Raw genomic sequence first — 18,396 nt, 5'->3', positions numbered from 1 at the left:
CAATCTAAAAGAGCAAGGGCGCCTCTCGGCGCCCTCATTCTCCCAACTCACTCCCACTCAATAGTAGCCGGCGGCTTCCCCGAGATGTCATAAACCACCCTCGACACCCCCCGCAACTCATTGATGATCCGGTTGCTCACCGTCCCCAGGAACTCATACGGCAGATGCGCCCAGTGCGCGGTCATGAAGTCGATCGTCTCCACGGCCCGCAGCGCAATCACCCACTCATAAGCCCGCGCATCGCCCACCACGCCCACCGACTTCACCGGCAGGAACACGGCAAACGCCTGGCTGGTCTTGTCGTACAGATCCGCCTTGCGCAGCTCATCAATGAAGATGGCATCGGCCTTGGCCAGCAGCTCGGCGTACTCGCGCTTCACTTCGCCCAGGATACGCACGCCCAGGCCCGGGCCCGGGAACGGATGGCGGTAGACCATGGTGCGCGGCAGGCCCAGCTCAACACCCAGGCGGCGCACTTCGTCCTTGAACAGCTCGCGCAGCGGCTCCACCAGGCCCAGCTTCATGTGCTCCGGCAGCCCGCCCACGTTGTGGTGGCTCTTGATCACGTGCGCCTTGCCGGTCTTGCTGCCGGCCGACTCGATCACGTCCGGGTAGATGGTGCCCTGCGCCAGCCACTTGGCATTCTTCAGCTTGTTCGACTCTTCGTCGAAGATCTCAACGAACAGGTTGCCGATGATCTTGCGCTTGGCTTCCGGGTCGCTCACGCCTTCCAGCGCGGCGAAGTATCGATCGGCAGCGTTCACGCGCACCACCTTCACGCCCATGTGCTCGGCGAACATCGCCATCACCTGGTCGCCTTCCTGCCAGCGCAGCAGGCCGGTATCCACGAACACGCAGGTCAGCTTTTCGCCGATGGCCTTGTGCAGCAGCGCGGCCACCACGGACGAATCGACGCCGCCGGACAGGCCCAGGATCACTTCGTCATCACCCACCTGTTCGCGCACGCGGGCGATCTGGTCGTCGATGATGTTGGCGGCGGTCCACAGGGTCTGGCAGCCGCACACGTCCACCACGAAGCGGCGCAGCAGCGCCTGGCCCTGCAGGGTGTGGGTCACTTCCGGGTGGAACTGCACGCCGTACCAGCGCTTTTCTTCGTTGGCCATGGCGGCCACCGGAATGCGGTCGGTGGTGGCGGTGACGGTGAAGCCTGGCGGTGCAACGGAGACGTGGTCGCCGTGGCTCATCCAGACATTCAGCTTCGGCTCGCCGCCGTGGTCGCTCAGGCCCTTGAACAGTGCATCCGGGTTGATCACGTTCACTTCGGCGTGGCCGAACTCGCGCTGGTCAGCGGCTTCGGTGGCACCGCCCAGCTGCGCAGCCAGGGTCTGCATGCCATAGCAGATGCCGAAGATCGGCAGGCCGCTGTCGAACACTTCCTGCGGCGCAGCCGGAGCGCCCGGCAGCGTGGTCGATTCCGGGCCACCGGACAGGATGATGCCCTTGGCGCCGAACGCGGCGATCTCGGCCGGGTTATGGTCCCACGCCCAGATTTCGCAGTAGACGCCCAGCTCGCGGATGCGGCGGGCGATCAGCTGCGTGTACTGCGCGCCGAAATCGAGGATGAGGATCTTGTCGTTATGGATGTTGGTCATGGCGCCCCGGCAATGCAGTAGGGAAAACGAAATCAGATTTACTGCGGCAGATGGAGAAAGAGGAACGGGAAGTGCTTCCCCGTTCCTCTTTGCTCGGCCCGCGTCAGGCGCGGTAGTTCGGCGGCTCTTTGGTGATCGTCACGTCGTGGACGTGGCTCTCACGCTGGCCGGCGCCGCTGATCTTCACGAACTTGGGCTTGCTGCGCATCTCGTCGATGGTGGCGCAGCCCACGTAGCCCATGGTGGCGCGCAGGCCGCCCATCAGCTGGTGGATGATGCCGCCCACCGGGCCGCGGTACGGCACGCGGCCTTCGATGCCTTCCGGCACCAGCTTGTCGGCGGTGGCGGCGTCCTGGAAGTAGCGGTCCTTCGACCCCTTCTCCATGGCAGCCAGCGAACCCATGCCGCGGTAGCTCTTGTACGAACGGCCCTGGTACAGCTCGGTCTCGCCCGGCGATTCCTCGGTACCGGCCAGCAGGCCGCCGACCATGATGGTCGAGGCACCGGCGGCCAGCGCCTTGCCGATGTCGCCCGAGTAGCGGATGCCACCGTCGGCGATCAGCGGGATGCGGTCCTGCAGGGCTTCGGCCACCAGATCAATGGCGGTGACCTGCGGCACGCCGACGCCGGCGACGACGCGGGTGGTGCAGATCGAGCCCGGGCCGATGCCGACCTTCACGGCGTCAGCGCCGCTGTCCAGCAGCGCCAGTGCGGCTTCGCCGGTGCAGATGTTGCCACCGATGACCTGCACGTTCGGGAAGTTCTTCTTGACCCAGCTGACGCGGTCCAGCACGCCCTGCGAGTGGCCGTGCGCGGTATCGACCACGATCACGTCCACGCCGGCGGCGACCAGCGCTTCCACGCGGCGATCGGTATCGCCACCCACGCCGACGGCAGCGCCGACCAGCAGGCGGGTCGACAGGTCCTTGGCAGCGTTGGGGAAGTCGGTGTTCTTCTGGATGTCCTTGACGGTGATCAGGCCACGCAGTTCGAACGAATCATTGACCACCAGCACCTTTTCGATGCGGTTGCGGTGCAGCAGCTGCAGCACTTCGTCGGACGCGGCGCCTTCCTTGACCGTGATCAGGCGATCCTTCTTGGTCATGATGTGGCGGACCGGGTCGTCCAGCTCGGTCTCGAAGCGCATGTCGCGGTGGGTCACGATGCCGGCCAGCTGGCCGTCGCTGCCCACCACCGGCACGCCGGAGATGTTGTGCGCCTGGGTCAGGGCCAGCACGTCGCGGATGGTGGTTTCCGGACCAACGGTGATCGGGTCGCGGATGACACCGGCCTCGAACTTCTTGACCTTGGCCACTTCCGCGGCCTGCTGTTCCAGGCTGAGATTCTTGTGGATGATGCCCATGCCGCCGAGCTGGGCCATGGCGATGGCCAGGCGGGCTTCGGTGACGGTGTCCATGGCTGCGGACAGGATCGGAAGCTTGAGCTTCAGGTCTCGGGTCAACCGCGTTTCGAGGTTGACGTCCTTGGGCAGGATGGTCGAGTGGGCGGGGACGAGCGAGACGTCGTCGTAAGTGAGTGCTTCAGCCTGGATGCGCAGCATCGGCATACCCGAGATGTGGGGAAGCGCGACATTTTACCCTGTTTTCGCGCCGCGTGGCAGGGGGTAGATGCGACGCAGTGTCGCGCCGGCGGCGATTGGTTCAGGGGCCCGGCTACCGCTTTGGTGGGTGCCAACTTGGGTTGGCACGACCCGTCCGGCACCGGTACCCCAGATGGGCCGATGGCCCTGATGGCTGTGTGCCAACCCAGGTTGGCACCTACCAGGAGCAGGCCAACGGTCGCCCCCACCCCAAAAGGTCAGCTCAGCGCTTCCGCCGCTTCCAGGGTGTTCTGCATCAGCGTGGCCACGGTCATCGGGCCCACGCCACCCGGCACCGGGGTGATCCAGCTCGCCCGCTGGGCGGCCGCTTCAAACCCGACGTCGCCCACCAGGCGGCCGTCGTCCAGGCGATTGATACCGACGTCGATCACCACCGCGCCCGGCTTCACCCACTCACCCGGCACGATGCCGGGGCGGCCCACCGCCACCACCAGGATGTCGGCGTTGCGCACGGCCTGTTCCAGCACGTCCTTGGGGGTGAACTTGTGGCAGCTGGTCACGGTGCAGCCGGCAATCAGCAGTTCCAGGCCCATCGGGCGGCCGACGTGGTTGCTCACGCCCACGATGGTGGCGTTGCGGCCGCGCACCGGCTGGTCGGTGTGGCCCAGCAGCGTGGTGATGCCGCGCGGGGTGCACGGGCGCAGGCCGAACTCGCGCAGGGCCAGGTGGCCGACGTTTTCCGGGTGGAAGCCGTCCACGTCCTTGCGCGGGTCGATGCGCTGGATCAGCCGGCGCGCGTCCGGGATGCCCGGCAGCGGCAGCTGGATCAGGATGCCGTTGATCTTCGGATCGGCGTTGAGCTGGTCGATCAGGTCGAGCAGTTCGGCTTCGGTGGTACCGGCCGGCAGGTCGTAGTCATGCGCCTCGATGCCGACCTTCTCGGCGGCACGGCGCTTGTTGCGCACGTACACCGTCGAGGCCGGGTCGCCGCCGACCAGCACCACGGCCAGGCCCGGGCGGCTGCCACCCGCGGCCACGCGGGCGTCGACGCGCACCTTCAGGCTGTCGAGCAGGTCCTCGGCGATACGGCGGCCATCAAGGATGCGGGCAGGATGCGGGGCGGCGGAATCAGTCATCGGGGGGCAGGCGTGGAGCGGCGGGGACACTATTGTCCCTGATTCAGGCCCCCTCGCCCACCGCCGTGCGCCGACTCCGCGCACCGGTAGTGCCGGCCGCCGCTGGTACAACCTCATGACGTCGGAACGTTTGCGCATCTGTACCAGCGGCCGGCACGACCAACCGCGGCTTCAGCAATTCCCAAGACGGTCGTGCCACCGCCGCTGGGCTAACACCCCATGACGTCGGAACGTTTCCGCATCTGCGCCTACCAGCGGCTTAAGCACGACCAACCGCGGCTTCGGCAATTCCCCGCCGGTAGTGTAGGCCGCCGCTGGTACAACCTCATGACATCGGAACGTTCGCGCATCTGTTACCAGCGGTACACGACCAACCGCCGGCTTCGGCAATTCCTCACACGGTAGTGTACCGCTGGTACAACCCCATGACGCCGGAACGTTCGCGCATCTGCCTACCAGCGGTTTAAGCACGACCAACCGCGGCTTCGGCAATTCCCCACACGGTAGTGTGCCGCCGCTGGTAACCCCCATGACGTCGAAACGTTCGCGTATCTGTACCAGCGGCCGGCACTACCAACCACCGACTTCGGCAATTCCCCACACGGTCGTGTACCGCCGCTGGTAACCCCCATGACGTCGGAACGTTTCCGCATCCGCCGGCCAGCGGCCGGCACTACCAAGCGATCAGCGCGCGGGCTTTATTCTTCCTCTTCCGGCACGTCCTGCGGGTTCAACGTCTTGCTTGCCCGCTTCGGCGCGGTGAACGGCGTCGGCGTCGGCACGCCCTGGCCGGAGTTGCCGAACACCATCTTGGCGCCCGCATTCAAACCACCACCCGCAATTTCCAACTCAAATCGCTCGGCATCGCGGCGACGGATCTGCTCGGCAATCTCCACCGCGTCGTCTTCATCCGCACCCAGTTCCACCAGCGCGGCCTGGCCGAACAAAACCGCCGATTCAAACGTCTCGCGGATCTGGAAATCGACGCCGGCATGGATCAGCCGCAGCGAATGTTCGCGGTCGAACGAGCGCACCATCAGCTTGGCCTGCGGGAACTCGTGCGACACCAGTTCGACGATGCGGTCGGCGGCCTCGGCCTTGTCCACGCACACCGCAATCGCACGTGCGGTGGCCGCGCCCGAGGCATGCAGCACGTCCAGTCGCGTACCGTCGCCGTAATAGATCTTGAAACCGAAGCGCGCGGCGCTCTGGATCATCTCCACATCGTTGTCGATGATGGTCACGTCCACGTCGCGCGCCAGCAGCGACTGGCTGGCCACCTGGCCGAAGCGGCCGAAGCCGATCAGCAGCACGCTGCCGGACAGGCCCTCGGCCTCGTCCACGCCGTCCATGTTCACCGTCGGCTTCGGCGCGATGCGCTTGTAGACCAGCACCACCAGCGGGGTCAGCGCCATCGACAGCACCACCACCGCGGTGAAGTTGGCATTGATCTCCAGGTTGATCACGCCGGCCGATGCGGCGGCCGAGAACAGCACGAAGGCGAACTCGCCGCCCTGCGCCATCAGCACGCCGCGGTCCAGCGCCTGCGCGTGGTCGCTGCCCATGATGCGCGCGACCACGTAGATGCACAGTGCCTTGGCTGCCATCAGCGCCAGCACCAGGCCGAGGATCAGCGGCCAGTTGCCGGCCACCACGCCCAAGTCCAGCGCCATGCCCACGCTGAGGAAGAACAGGCCCAGCAGGATGCCGCGGAACGGCTCGATGTCCGCTTCGATCTGGTGGCGGAAGGTCGACTCGCTCAGCAGCACGCCGGCCAGGAACGCGCCCATCGCCATCGACAGGCCGGACAGCTGCATCAGCAGTGCCGCACCCAGCACCACCAGCAGCGCGGCGGCGGTCATCACCTCGCGCGCCTTCGATTCGGCCAGCACGCGGAACAGCGGATTGAGCAGGAAGCGGCCGACCAGCACCAGGCCGACGATGGCGCCCACGCCGATGGCCACCGACAACCAGCGTGAACCCTCGCCATCGGCACTGCCCGCGCTCGGCGCCATCCACGCCACCAGCGCCAGCAACGGTACGATCAGCAAGTCTTCGAACAGCAGGATCGAAACGATCTTCTGCCCCGACGGCAGCGCGATGTCGCCGCGCTCGGCCAGCAGCTGCATCACCACCGCGGTGGAAGTGAGCACGAAGCCGGTGGCGCCGATGAAGGCGACCTGCCAGGGGAAGCCGAACAGCTTGGCGATGCTGGTCAGCACCAGCGCACAGGTGACGATCTGCAGCGTGCCCAGCCCGAAGATTTCCTTGCGCAGGCTCCACAAGTGCGAGGGCCGCATTTCCAGGCCGATCACGAACAGGAACATCACCACGCCGAGTTCGGCGGTATGCAGGATCGCCTGCGGGTCGGAGAACCAGCCCAGGCCGAACGGTCCGATCGCCAGGCCGGCAGCGAAGTAGCCCAGCACCGAGCCCAGGCCGGCCCGGCGGAACAAGGGCACCATCACCACCGCCGCGCCCAGCAGGGCGACGACCTTGACCAGCTCGCTGGTCGCTGCTTCTACCGCCATGCGGTGTGTTCCCCAAGATCCAGAATCGGGTTCAACAATAGAGCAATGCCGATGACGGCAATAGCACGCATGTTGCGCCGGATTGTCTTGGAGGTGGAACGATGGTGGGTAACCGCCCCAGCATCATCCCGAAACCATTGCACGTCGCTGTAGATCCACGCCCTGCGTGGATGACGCCCGGCCGGATTCACCCACCCCGGCAGAACGCGGCGTAATCGATATACCCCGGGAACGGCACACCCGCCGCACACACCGGGCACTTCGGGTCGGGCCGGATGCCTGTCTCACGAAATCGCATGCCCAGCGCATCGAAGCGCAGCAGCCGACCGACGAGTGGCTCACCGATGCCCAGCAGCAGCTTCAGCACCTCGGTCGCCTGCAGCACGCCGGCCAAGCCAGGCAGCACGCCCAGCACGCCGGCCTCGGAACAGTTCGGCGCGAACTCCGGCGGCGGCGGCTCGGGGAACAGGCAGCGGTAGCACGGCGCCACGCCACGCTGGCGGCCAGCGTCAAACACGCTTACCTGGCCGTCAAAGCGCTCGATGGCGGCGTAGACCAGCGGCTTGGCGTGCTTGATGCAGGCGTCGTTGAGCAGGTAGCGCAGCGGGAAATTGTCCGACCCATCCAGCACCACGCCCACGCCGTCCAGCAACGCATCCACGTTTTCGGAGGTGACCCGCTCGGGCACCGCCTCGACCTCGATCGACGGATTCAACGCCAGCAGCCGCTCGCGCGCCGAATCGACCTTGAGCTGGCCGACGCTGGCCTCGGTATGCACGATCTGGCGGTGCAGGTTGCTGCGCTCCACGCGGTCGTGGTCGGCAAAACGCAGGTGCCCCACCCCGGCTGCCGCCAGGTAAAAACCGGCCGGCGCGCCCAAACCGCCCGCGCCCAGCACCAGCACGCGCGATTGCTGCAGCCGGCGCTGGCCGGCCTCGCCCACCTGCGGCAGCAGCAGGTGGCGCGAATAGCGATCAAAGAAATCACGCTCGGCGGCGCTGGCCAGCGGCTGCACCAGCGGCAGCGACTGCTCGCGCCAGGCCACGGTGCCGCCGGTCACGGAAGCCACACGGGTGTATCCAGCCTCCAGCAGGCGCTGCGCGGCATCGGCTGAGCGCTTGCCGCTCTGGCAGATCAGCAGGATCTCCTGGTCGTGCCGCGGCAGATGCGCGGCCGGGTCGGCCTGCAGTTCGCCCTTGGACACGCCGCGCGCGCCCTCTGCCATGCCGCCGGCCCGTTCGTGCGCCTCGCGCACATCGATCAGCACGGCGCCATGGGCCAGACGCTCGCGCGCCTGTGCGGGGGAAAGCTCTGGGATGCTCATGGACGCATTATCACGCACGTGGCGGCAGGCCGCCTTGGCCGATACCTGCAAGCATGGGGGAGTGCCGGCCGCCGGCCGGCTTGGCCATGAACGCACGGGATGACGCAGGGTTGCCGGCCAGCGGCCGGCACTACCACAAAAAGAAAGGCGGCCCTGCGGCCGCCTTCTCGTGAATCACTTGCCCTTGACGTGCTTCATCAAGCGCCGCTTGGCCTTGATCTGCCGCTCGGTGAGGACGTTCTTCTTGCCCTCGTACGGGTTGGTACCCTCGCGGAAGATGAAGCTCACCGGCGTGCCGATCAGCTTGAAGCGCTTGCGGAAGAAGTTCTCCAGGTAGCGCTTGTACGACTCCTGCAGTTCCTTCAGGCGGGTGCCGTGCACGATGAAGGTCGGCGGGTTGGAACCGGCCGGGTGCACGTAGCGCAGCTTGGACACATGGCCGCGGATGGTCGGCGGCGGGTTGGTCTCGTAGGCCACTTCCAGCGCCTTGTTCACTTCGCTGGTGGTGAAGGTCTTGTTCGCCGATTCGTGCGCGCGGTGCACCGCACGGAACAGCTCGCGCAGGCCCGAGCCATGCTTGGCCGAGATGCGCACCGACTCGGCCCACGGCACGAAGCCCAGCTTCAGCGACAGCATGGTTTCGGCCTGCTCGCGCTGGTACTCGGTCAGGCCATCCCACTTGTTGATGGCGATCACCAGCGCGCGGCCGGCATCGAGCACGGCACCGAGCACGGTGGCGTCCTGGTCGGTCACGCCTTCGGTGGCGTCGAGCATCAGCACGGCCACCTGGCACTGCTCGATCGACTGCATGGTCTTGACCACCGAGAACTTCTCGACGACCTCGTCCACGCGCGAGCGACGGCGCAGGCCGGCGGTATCGATCAGGCGGTATTCGCGGCCATCACGCTCCAGGTCCACCGCGATCGAGTCACGGGTGGTACCCGGCACGTCGGAGGCGATCATGCGCTCCTCGCCGAGGATGCGGTTGACCAGGGTCGACTTGCCCACGTTCGGGCGGCCGACGAAGGCGATGCGGATGCGGTTCGGATCGTTGTCCAGCTCTTCGCCGCTGCCTTCTTCCGGCAGGCGCTGGATCACTTCGTCCAGCAGGTCATCCAGGCCCTGGCGATGCGCGGCCGACACGGTCAGCATCTCGCCGAAACCGTAACGGGCGAACTCGGAGCGGACGCTGTCCTCGTCGGTACCGTCGATCTTGTTGATCAGCAGCAGCGTCGGGCGCGACAGCTTGCGCAGCCAGGACAGGATCTCGTCGTCCAGCGCCGAGGTGCCCTCGCGGGCATCGACGACGAACAGGATCAGGTCCGCTTCGGCAGCCGCCGCACGCGCCTGGCGGGTGGTGGCACCGGCCAGGCCTTCGTCCTCACCGGCGATACCGCCGGTATCCACGACCAGGAAATGGTTGTCCTCGTCGAGGCGGCAGACGCCGTAGTTGCGATCGCGGGTGACGCCGGGCTGGTCATGGACCAGGGCGTCACGCGTGCGGGTCAACGCATTGAAAATGGTCGACTTGCCGACATTCGGCCGTCCAACCAGGGCGACCAAAGGCAGCATCGCGATTACTCCGTATTAATTTGCCAACCGGAAGGCGGTCAGCTTGCCATCCACGTTCTGCACCAGCAGCACCCCGTCTGCGACGACCGGCTGGGCCAGCAGGGCATCACCACCGCTCTTTGCCCGTGCCGCCATCGCACCATCGGAGGTCTGCAACCAGTGCACGTATCCCTTGTAGTCGCCGACCACGACGTAGTCGCCCTGCAGCGCCGGGCCGGTCAGCGAACGACGGGCCAAGGCGGTCTGCGACCACATCGCTGCGCCGCTGGCCTTGTCCAGGCCGAACACGCCGCCCTTGTTGTCGGTGACGAACACATTGCCCGACGACACCGCCACGCCACCCGCACCGCCATGGTCGCGCGCCCACAGGGGGCGACCGGTGGGGCCTTCGATGGCCATGGTCTGGTTCTTGAAGCTGCTCACGTAGAGGGTGTTGCCCTCCAGCACCGGCGCGCCGTCGACGTCGGCCATGCGCTCCAGCTCGGTACGGCCTTCGCCGTTGCCCAGGTTCTGCTCCCACAGGGTGCGGCCATCCTGCTGGGCCAGGGCGGCAACCGCGCCCTCGTCCTTGCCGATGAACAGCACGCCCGGACCGGTCACCACCGGCGCGTTGCCGCGCACGGTCAGCGCCGGCAGCTCGCTCGGGTTGAACCACTTCTGGGTGCCGTTGCCGGCATCGAAGGCGGTGACGCGGCCATCGTTGCTGCGCACGTAGACCAGGCCCTGGGCCACGGCCGGCGCGGCAATGACTTCACCCGGGACACGGGCGCGCCACTTCTCGCTGCCGTCGTTGATGTCCAGCGCGATGACCTGGCCATCCAGCGTGCCGATCACGACCAGGTTCTCACCGACACCCGGGCCGCCGGACAGGCGCAGCTTGGCCTTCTTCTTTTCCTTCTTCGGCTCCCAGGTCCAGACCTTCTTGCCGGTCTGCAGGTCGATGGCGTGCACGCCACCGGTGATCGCCGCAGCGAACACGTGGCCGTTGGCGACCGCCGGGCCCTGGCGCACGCCGATGCGGCGCTCGCCCTTGCCGAGGTTGACCGACCAGACCTTGCTGACCTTCACGGTCGGCTCGAACTTGACCAGCTCAGCCGGTTCCTGTGCCTTCTTCGCGGCCGCGTCCTTGCCGGCGAACCAGCCCTTCATGGTGCTGCAGCCGGTCAGGGCCATGCCCATCAGGAGCACGGTGGCGACGCGGGTGATCATGACCTTCTGACTCATCAAACCGACTCCGCAGGGGCGGCGACGGTGCCGCCGGCGTCCATAACCTTGGTTTCCAGCAGGCGCCGCTGCGGCGCTGCCACGTCCAGCGTCTTCAGCGCCTTCTCGTACTGTGCACGGGCCTCATCACGCTTGCCCTGCGCCATCAGCGCATCGCCATGGATTTCCAGGCTGCTGCTGTCGGTGGCGCTGCCCAGCAGCTTGATGGCCTCGTCGCTCTTGCCGGTGGCCACCAGCAGGCGGGCCACGCGCTGGTCAACCACGCGCTGCAGGTCGCCTTCGACCTTCACATTGCGCAGGGTCGCCAGCGCTTCTTCGTTCTTGCCAGCGTCGACCTGGGCCTTGGCCAGCTGCAGCGCCGCGAGGTCGCCGTAGATGCTGGACGGGCCGGCTTCGAGCGCCTTGACCGCCTTGGCGGCGTCGTCAAGCTTGTTCTGCTGCAGGCCCTGCAGGGCCTTCTGGTACTCGACATTGGCCGAGGCCAGCTTGCCGCCCTGATCCTTCTGGTACCACTGCCAGCCGGCAATGGCACCGATGGCGATGACTACGCCACCGAGGATGCTGGCGCCATTCTTCCGCAGCCAGCTGCGGACGCGTTCACTTTGTTCGTGCTCGTCGAGCAGATCGTCGATCGCCATGCGTACTCTCGCCCCGCCCATCGGGAGGGACCATTGGGATTATCGAAGGTGGTGAAACCGCGCCTCAGTGCGAAACCGGGACCACGGAGCCTTCAGAGGATACCTGAAAGCGTGCCACGTTGGCTCGCTGGTAGGGGGTCAGATCGACGATAGCGCCGTTCTGCTGAACCTGGACCGCCGAGGCGTTGCCCAGGGTCACCCGGGTCACCTGGCCCGGCGTGAAGCTGCGGGTTTCGCCGGACCTGATCAGCGCCTTCTCGACGGTGCTGCCGTCCGGGCCGCCGATGTCGACCCAGCTGTCGCCGCTGAACTGCATTTCGAGCGTGTTGCCAGCCGCTGCCGGGGCCGGGGCCGGACGCGGCACCGGCGCCAGCGAGGCCACGTACGGGGTGGCGGCCGGCTTGCTGGCCGGGGCGGTGGCCGTGTCAGCCGGGGCCGCGGCGTCGGTACCGGCGGCGGCCGGGGTCACCGGCACGGCGGCCGGGATCGCATCCAGCGAGGCGGTGTTCGGCGACGGAGTGGCGCTGTCGTCGAAATGGCCACGGGTGGCGAACCACACCGGCACTGCCAGGACTGCGGTGATGCCGACATACAGCACGCGCCGGCCGAGGTTCTCGGCGATGCGGCGCGCACGCGGGGTATGGGTATGACTGACCAGGGTGGGCGGAACCACCGGGCCGACCTGGGCCTGTTCCAGCAGCTGGCCCACGTCCACGTCGAGCAGGCGCGCATAGCTGCGCAGCTGGCCACGCACGAACACCGGCGCCCCCAGCTTCTGCCATTGTTCCTCTTCCAGCGACTTGACCACCTGGACCGGCATGCGCAGGCGCGAGCCGACATCTTCGAGGGTCAGTCCGGCCGCTTCACGGGCCTGGCGCAGGCGGGTGCCGCAGCCGGCCGCAGTCTCGAGAGCGCTCACAGTCTGGTCATCAATCACAATGCATCAACCCTGGAGTTAGGAGCCCGCTTCCTGCGGAAATTCCTGTCGAATCCGCTGCAGATAACGATCAGATGCCGCCCGATCGCCCAGCTTCACTTCGATTTGAGACGCAAGTTGTAACACGGAACGCGTTGCGGGTGCAGCCGCAATCCTACGTTCGGCGAAGGCCCGGGCCTCCATGTAGCGGCCCTGGCGGTAGCTCAGCTGGGCCATCGACTCCAGCGCGACCGGGTTGGCCGGGGCCGCCACGAGCGCCGCACGCAGGTCGCGTTCGGCACGCTCAAGCTGGCCCGCATCCAGTGCGCAACTGCCGGCATTGGCCTGCGCTTCGCCCGGGGTGGGATAGCCCGGCGCCTGCAGCGCGCGGTCGAACCAGACCAGCGATTCGGCCGGCCGGCCCTGCTGGCACAGCCAGGCACCGTAGTTGTTGAGCACGTCGCCGCGCTGCGGCGCCAGTTCGGCGGCCTTGCGGAAGTTCTCGCCGGCCTGGCGGGTGCGGCCACGACGGTCGTCGATACCGGCCTGCAGCACCAGCGCGTCAGGGGCCTCGGGCGCCAGTTTCAGCGCGTCGCGCACCTTGCGCTCGGCGGCATCGAGGTTGCCGACCTGCATGTCGCGGGTCGCCAGCGTCAGCAGGTCGCGCCAGCGCACTTCGCGCCGGACGCTTTCCGGGTCACCGACCGAATAGACCGGGGCCTGGCTCGGGCCGAGCTTGGCCTTGGGATGGGATTTGCAGCCACCGACCGCGACGGCCAGCACGCCTGCGCACAGCACCAGCCAGAGGCGGTCAGGCTGCGGCATCGCTCCCCTTCCCCGCCTGCAGCGTCTTGTTGAACTCCGCCTGGCGGCGGGTGCGGTCCATCACCTGGCCCTTGAGCTGGCCACAGGCGGCGTCGATGTCGTCGCCACGGGTGCGGCGGACCATGGTCAGCACGTTGCTGTCGAGCAGGATCTTCTGGAAGGCGCGGATGTTGGCCTCCTCGGAACGCTCGTAGCGGGTGCCCGGGAACGGATTGAACGGGATCAGGTTGACCTTGCCCGAATCCTTGGCCTGCACCGCGTTGTCGAACTGGCGCATCAGGCGCGCCAGCTCGCGGGCATGCTCGGGCTTGTCGTTGATGCCCTTCATCAGCGTGTATTCGAAGGTGACCGATTCGCGGCGCTTGTTGGCGCGCAGGTAGCGGGCGCAGGAGGCCATCAGCTCGGCGATCGGGTACTTCTTGTTGAGCGGCACCAAGGTCTCGCGCAGCGCGTCGTTCGGCGCATGCAGCGACACCGCCAGCGACACGTCGCTCTCGGCGGACAGGCGGTCGATCTGCGGCACCAGGCCGGAGGTCGACAGGGTCACGCGCTTGTTGGCCAGGCCGTAGCCCAGGTCGTCGCGCATCACGCTCATGGCGCGCACGACGTTGTCGAAATTCATCAGCGGCTCGCCCATGCCCATCATCACCACGTTGGTGAGGCGGCGCATCTGGTGCGGCACGTTGCCCAGGTGGCGCGCGGCGACCCACACCTGGCCGATGATCTCGGCGGTGGTCAGGTTGCGGTTGAAACCCTGGGTGGCGGTGGAGCAGAACGTGCAGTTCAGGCCGCAGCCGACCTGCGAGGACACGCACAGCGTGCCGCGGGTCTTGTCCGGGATGTACACGGTCTCGATGGCGTTCTTGCCATCCACGCCCATCGCCAGCAGCCACTTGTGGGTGCCATCGGCGGAGGGCTTGTCGAACACGATGTTGGGGACAACGACCTCGGCATGGGCCTGCAGCTTGGCGCGCAGGACCTTGCCGAGATCGGTCATTTCATCGAAGTCGGTGACGTAGCGATGGTGGATCCACTTCATCACCTGGTGGGCACGGAACTTCTTTTCGCCGAGAACCTCGACGAAAAACTTCTCCAGGCCCGCGCGATCGAGGTCGAGCAGGTTCTGCTTGCCAGCCGTGGGTGCCGACTTCGGCAGCGGCTGGATGGCGGGGGACTGTACGACCTCGTTCACGGCATTACTCTCAGCGCGAGACGACTTCGGTGGCGGCGAAGAAGTAGGCGATTTCAATCGCGGCATTCTCGACCGAGTCCGAGCCGTGGGCGGCGTTGGCATCGATGGATTCGGCGAAGTCGGCGCGGATGGTGCCCGGCGCGGCTTCCTTCGGGTTGGTGGCGCCCAGCAGGTCGCGGTGGGCCAGGACGGCGTTCTCGCCTTCCAGGGCCTGGATCATCACCGGGCCGGAGATCATGAACTCGACCAGCGCGTTGAAGAACGGACGCTCGCGGTGCACGGCGTAGAAGCCTTCGGCTTCACGGCGCGACAGCTGCTTGTACTTGGCGGCCACGACCTTCAGGCCGGCCTTCTCGAAGCGGGCGTAGATTTCGCCGATGACGTTCTTGGCAACGGCGTCCGGCTTGATGATCGAAAGGGTGCGCTCCAGCGCCATGGGATGTCTCCAATGGAATCGGGCCGCGGATGGCCCGAAGGGTAACATGAAAAAAACCCGCGTCGGGACGCGGGCTTAGCCTGATAAACGTAGGCGAATTGTAAGAGATAAAGCGCTGGCGTGGTAGTGCTGGCCGCTGGCTGGCATTGAGCGCCATTCAACCTCGGGGCTGCCGGCCAGCGGCCGGCCCTACCCCATTCACCCACCTGAGTGAAATCTGACCGGACCGGCCGATTTTGCTGCACTGCAAAATGCCATACGCTACCGTCTGGTCCTAGTATCAAACAATCGTTTGATTAAGGTCTGCCCGCCGATGGCCAAACCCGCCCACTTCTCGACCAAGGACCGGATCCTCGGCGCGGCCGAGGAGCTGTTCGCACAGCACGGCTTCGCCGGTACCTCGCTGCGCCAGGTGACCAGCCAGGCCGACGTCAACATCGCAGCGGTCAACTACCACTTCGGCTCCAAGGAAAACCTGGTCAACGAGGTATTCCGCCGCCGCATGGACGAGATGACCGGCGCCCGTCTGGCGCAGCTCGAGCGCGCCCGCAGCGAACACCCCGGGCAGCTGCGCCCGGTGCTGGCCGCCTTCGTCGAACCGGCACTGGCACTGGCCCAGGACCGCCAGAACGGCGGCGCTTTCGTGCGCGTGATCGCCCGCGCCTACGCCGAGAAGAACGACAACCTGCGCAAGTTCCTGTCCGACCACTACGGCCACGTGCTGCGTGCGTTCGGCAAGGCCATCGGCGAGTGCGTGCCCGGCCTGAGCAAGGAAGAGCTGTACTGGCGCCTGGACTTCCTGGCCGGTTCGCTCACCTATGCGATGGCCGACTTCGGGCTGATCAAGCGTCCCGCCGGTGTCACCGAAGCGGCGCATCGTGCCCATGCCGCCCACGAACTGATCCATTTCGCCGAAGCCGGGTTCCGCGCCGCCGCACGCGCCAGCGCCCTGCCCGCTTCCCTTGATTCCACCCAGTAACTGCTGACCAACAAAGGCCTTACACCATGTCCAATTCCCTGCTAGTCCGCCGCGCCGCCGTGCTGGGTGCCGGCGTCATGGGTGCCCAGATCGCCGCCCACCTCACCAACGCGGGCGTCGACACCGTGCTGTTCGACCTGCCTGCGAAGGAAGGCCCGGCCGACGGCATCGTGCTGAAGGCGATCGCCAACCTGGGCAAGCTGAGCCCGGCGCCGCTGGCCAGCAAGTCGCTGGCCGAAGCCATCACCCCGGCCAACTACGACTCCGGCCTGGAGCAGCTGAAGGACTGCGACCTGATCATCGAGGCCATCGCCGAGCGCATGGACTGGAAGCAGGACCTGTACAAGAAGATCGCGCCGTTCGTGGCCGACCACGCGGTGCTGGCCTCCAACACCTCCGGCCTGGGCATCAACAAGCTGGCCGACGTGCTGCCCGAACAGCTGCGCCACCGCTTCTGCGGCGTGCACTTCTTCAACCCGCCGCGCTACATGCACCTGGCCGAGCTGATCCCGGCCACCACCACCGATGCCGCCGTGCTGGAAGGCCTGGAAGAATTTCTGGTCACCACCCTGGGCAAGGGCGTGGTGTACGCCAAGGACACCCCGAACTTCATCGGCAACCGCATCGGCGTGTTCTCGATCCTGTCGACCATCCACCACACCCAGCAGTTCGGCCTGGGCTTCGATGAAGTGGACGGCCTGACCGGCCCGCTGGTCGGCCGCCCGAAGTCGGCCACCTACCGCACCTCCGACGTGGTCGGCCTGGACACCATGGCCCACGTCATCAAGACCATGGGCGACACCCTGCCGAACGACCCGTGGCATGCATTCTTCAAGTCGCCGAAGTGGCTGGACGCGCTGATCGCCAAGGGCGCGCTGGGCCAGAAGACCGGTGCCGGCATCTTCCGCAAGGTCGGCAAGGACATCGTCGTGCTGGACCTGGAGAAGCAGGACTACCGCCCGGCCGATCGCACCGCCGCCCCGGAAGTGGTCGAGATCCTGAAGATCAAGAATCCGGCCGAGAAGTTCGCCAAGCTGCGCGAAAGCCAGCACCCGCAGGCGCAGTTCCTGTGGGCGACCTTCCGCGACCTGTTCCACTACAGCGCCTACCACCTGGCCGACATCGCCGAGACCGCGCGCGACGTCGACCTGGCCATCCGCTGGGGCTACGGCTGGTCGCTGGGCCCGTTCGAAACCTGGCAGGCCGCCGGCTGGAAGCAGGTGGCACAGTGGATCGCCGATGACATCGTCGCCGGCAAGAGCATGAGCAATGCGCCGCTGCCGGACTGGGTGTTCGATGGCCGCGACGGCGTGCATGCCGCCGAAGGCAGCTACAGCCCGTCGCGCAACGCCAAGCTGCCGCGCTCGTCGCTGCCGGTGTACCAGCGCCAGCGCTTCCCGGACCCGCTGCTGGGCGAGACCTTCGCGCCGGGCGAGACCGTGTTCGAGAACGACGGCCTGCGCATGTGGCATGACGGCGATGGCATTGCGGTGGTCAGCTTCAAGACCAAGATGAACACCGTATCCGACCAGGTGCTGGACGGCCTGCAGGAATGCGTGAGCCGCGCCGAGAAGGACTTCCAGGGCCTGGTGATCTGGCAGCAGAAGGAGCCCTTCTCCGCGGGTGCCGACCTGGCCGGTGCGCTTGGCCTGCTGCAGGCCGGCAAGGTCGACCAGTTCGAAGAAATGGTCGCCAATTTCCAGCGCACCAGCCAGCGCATCAAGTACTCGCTGGTGCCGGTGGTGGCCGCCGTGCGTGGCCTGGCCCTGGGTGGCGGCTGCGAGTTCCAGATGCACAGCGCCAAGACCGTGGCCTTCCTGGAAAGCTACATCGGCCTGGTCGAGGCCGGCGTCGGCCTGCTGCCGGCCGGTGGCGGCCTGAAGGAACTGGCCGTGCGCGCCTCGCAGGCCGCCGGCCCGGGTGGCGACGTGTTCGCCGAACTGAAGAAGACCTTCGAGACCGTGGCGATGGCCAAGGTGTCCAACTCGGCGGTCAACGCCAAGGAACTGGGCCTGCTGCGCAGCACCGACAAGGTGGTGTTCAACAGCTACGAGGCCCTGCACATCGCGAAGGCCGAAGCACGCGCCCTGGCCGAAGCGGGCTACCGCCCGCCGCTGCCGGCACGCCGCATCCAGGTGGCCGGTGACGTCGGCATCGCCACCTTCAAGATGATGCTGGTCAACATGCTGGAAGGCCGCTTCATCAGCCCGTACGACTACGAGATCGCCGAGCGCATCGCCACCGTGCTGTGCGGCGGCAAGGTCGATCGCGGCACCCTGGTCGACGAAGAATGGCTGCTGACCCTGGAGCGCAAGCACTTCGTCGAACTGGCCCAGCAGGAAAAGACCCAGGCCCGCATCGCGCACATGCTGAAGACCGGCAAGCCGCTGCGGAACTGACGGAAGACATCGGTAGTGCCGGCCGCTGGCCGGCAACCTCTTCCAACCCC

General features: G+C 66.8%; 14 protein-coding genes. 2 read left to right on the top strand and 12 right to left on the bottom strand.

Going from position 1 to position 18,396, the window contains the following annotated elements:
* Positions 1-47: 47 nt before the first annotated feature.
* From guaA to ndk, 12 genes are all read right to left on the bottom strand, one after another.
* Positions 48-1,613, bottom strand: coding sequence for a glutamine-hydrolyzing GMP synthase (guaA, locus tag NSQ78_RS09740; RefSeq protein ID WP_064238295.1), 1,566 nt, complete (start codon positions 1,611-1,613; stop codon positions 48-50).
* Positions 1,614-1,716: 103 nt separating this feature from the next.
* On the bottom strand, positions 1,717-3,174 hold the full coding sequence (gene guaB, locus NSQ78_RS09735; protein ID WP_032958143.1) for an IMP dehydrogenase: 1,458 nt from the start codon (positions 3,172-3,174) through the stop codon (positions 1,717-1,719).
* 257 nt (positions 3,175-3,431) lie between these two features.
* The gene (folD, locus tag NSQ78_RS09730; RefSeq protein ID WP_005416247.1) at positions 3,432-4,310 is read right to left on the bottom strand and encodes a bifunctional methylenetetrahydrofolate dehydrogenase/methenyltetrahydrofolate cyclohydrolase FolD; all 879 of its coding nucleotides are present in this window, start codon (positions 4,308-4,310) and stop codon (positions 3,432-3,434) included.
* Positions 4,311-5,008: 698 nt separating this feature from the next.
* Entirely contained in the window at positions 5,009-6,841 is a 1,833-nt protein-coding gene (locus NSQ78_RS09725) for a monovalent cation:proton antiporter-2 (CPA2) family protein (protein WP_064238293.1), read from the bottom strand.
* Positions 6,842-7,028: 187 nt separating this feature from the next.
* Positions 7,029-8,165, bottom strand: coding sequence for a molybdopterin-synthase adenylyltransferase MoeB (gene moeB / locus NSQ78_RS09720; RefSeq protein WP_064238292.1), 1,137 nt, complete (start codon positions 8,163-8,165; stop codon positions 7,029-7,031).
* A 174-nt stretch (positions 8,166-8,339) separates the two neighbouring features.
* On the bottom strand, positions 8,340-9,737 hold the full coding sequence (gene der / locus NSQ78_RS09715) for a ribosome biogenesis GTPase Der (RefSeq protein ID WP_057494082.1): 1,398 nt from the start codon (positions 9,735-9,737) through the stop codon (positions 8,340-8,342).
* 15 nt (positions 9,738-9,752) lie between these two features.
* Positions 9,753-10,961 carry an outer membrane protein assembly factor BamB gene (bamB, locus tag NSQ78_RS09710; RefSeq protein WP_049464719.1) on the bottom strand — a complete coding sequence of 403 codons (1,209 nt, stop codon included), beginning with the start codon at positions 10,959-10,961 and terminating at the stop codon, positions 9,753-9,755.
* On the bottom strand, positions 10,961-11,599 hold the full coding sequence (locus NSQ78_RS09705) for a tetratricopeptide repeat protein (RefSeq protein WP_014646859.1): 639 nt from the start codon (positions 11,597-11,599) through the stop codon (positions 10,961-10,963). The genes bamB and NSQ78_RS09705 overlap by 1 nt, the downstream gene beginning before the upstream one ends.
* A 64-nt stretch (positions 11,600-11,663) precedes the next feature.
* On the bottom strand, positions 11,664-12,536 hold the full coding sequence (locus NSQ78_RS09700; RefSeq protein WP_049464717.1) for a helix-turn-helix domain-containing protein: 873 nt from the start codon (positions 12,534-12,536) through the stop codon (positions 11,664-11,666).
* An 18-nt stretch (positions 12,537-12,554) separates the two neighbouring features.
* A complete protein-coding gene (pilW, locus tag NSQ78_RS09695; protein ID WP_049464714.1) occupies positions 12,555-13,340 on the bottom strand; it encodes a type IV pilus biogenesis/stability protein PilW in 786 nt (261 codons plus the stop codon).
* Positions 13,327-14,532: a 23S rRNA (adenine(2503)-C(2))-methyltransferase RlmN gene (gene rlmN, locus NSQ78_RS09690; protein ID WP_049464712.1), complete on the bottom strand. Its 1,206-nt coding sequence runs from the start codon at positions 14,530-14,532 to the stop codon at positions 13,327-13,329. Before rlmN ends, pilW begins: the two co-directional genes overlap by 14 nt.
* A 10-nt stretch (positions 14,533-14,542) precedes the next feature.
* Entirely contained in the window at positions 14,543-14,968 is a 426-nt protein-coding gene (gene ndk, locus NSQ78_RS09685; RefSeq protein WP_005409295.1) for a nucleoside-diphosphate kinase, read from the bottom strand.
* A 313-nt stretch (positions 14,969-15,281) separates the two neighbouring features.
* On the opposite strand from ndk, the gene NSQ78_RS09680 reads away from it, so the two are divergent.
* Both NSQ78_RS09680 and NSQ78_RS09675 read left to right on the top strand, forming a co-directional pair.
* Complete coding sequence (locus tag NSQ78_RS09680; protein WP_053463242.1) at positions 15,282-15,947, top strand: TetR family transcriptional regulator; 666 nt, start codon at positions 15,282-15,284, stop codon at positions 15,945-15,947.
* A 26-nt stretch (positions 15,948-15,973) separates the two neighbouring features.
* Positions 15,974-18,346, top strand: coding sequence for a 3-hydroxyacyl-CoA dehydrogenase/enoyl-CoA hydratase family protein (locus tag NSQ78_RS09675; protein ID WP_049464708.1), 2,373 nt, complete (start codon positions 15,974-15,976; stop codon positions 18,344-18,346).
* The last annotated feature ends 50 nt before the right edge of the window (positions 18,347-18,396 follow it).

The organism is Stenotrophomonas sp. FSL W7-1447 (assembly GCF_037966425.1).
Classification (GTDB): Bacteria; Pseudomonadota; Gammaproteobacteria; order Xanthomonadales; family Xanthomonadaceae; genus Stenotrophomonas; species Stenotrophomonas pavanii.
The sequence above is the reverse complement of the archived record's forward strand: the minus strand, read 5'-3'. Positions and strand labels throughout refer to the sequence as shown.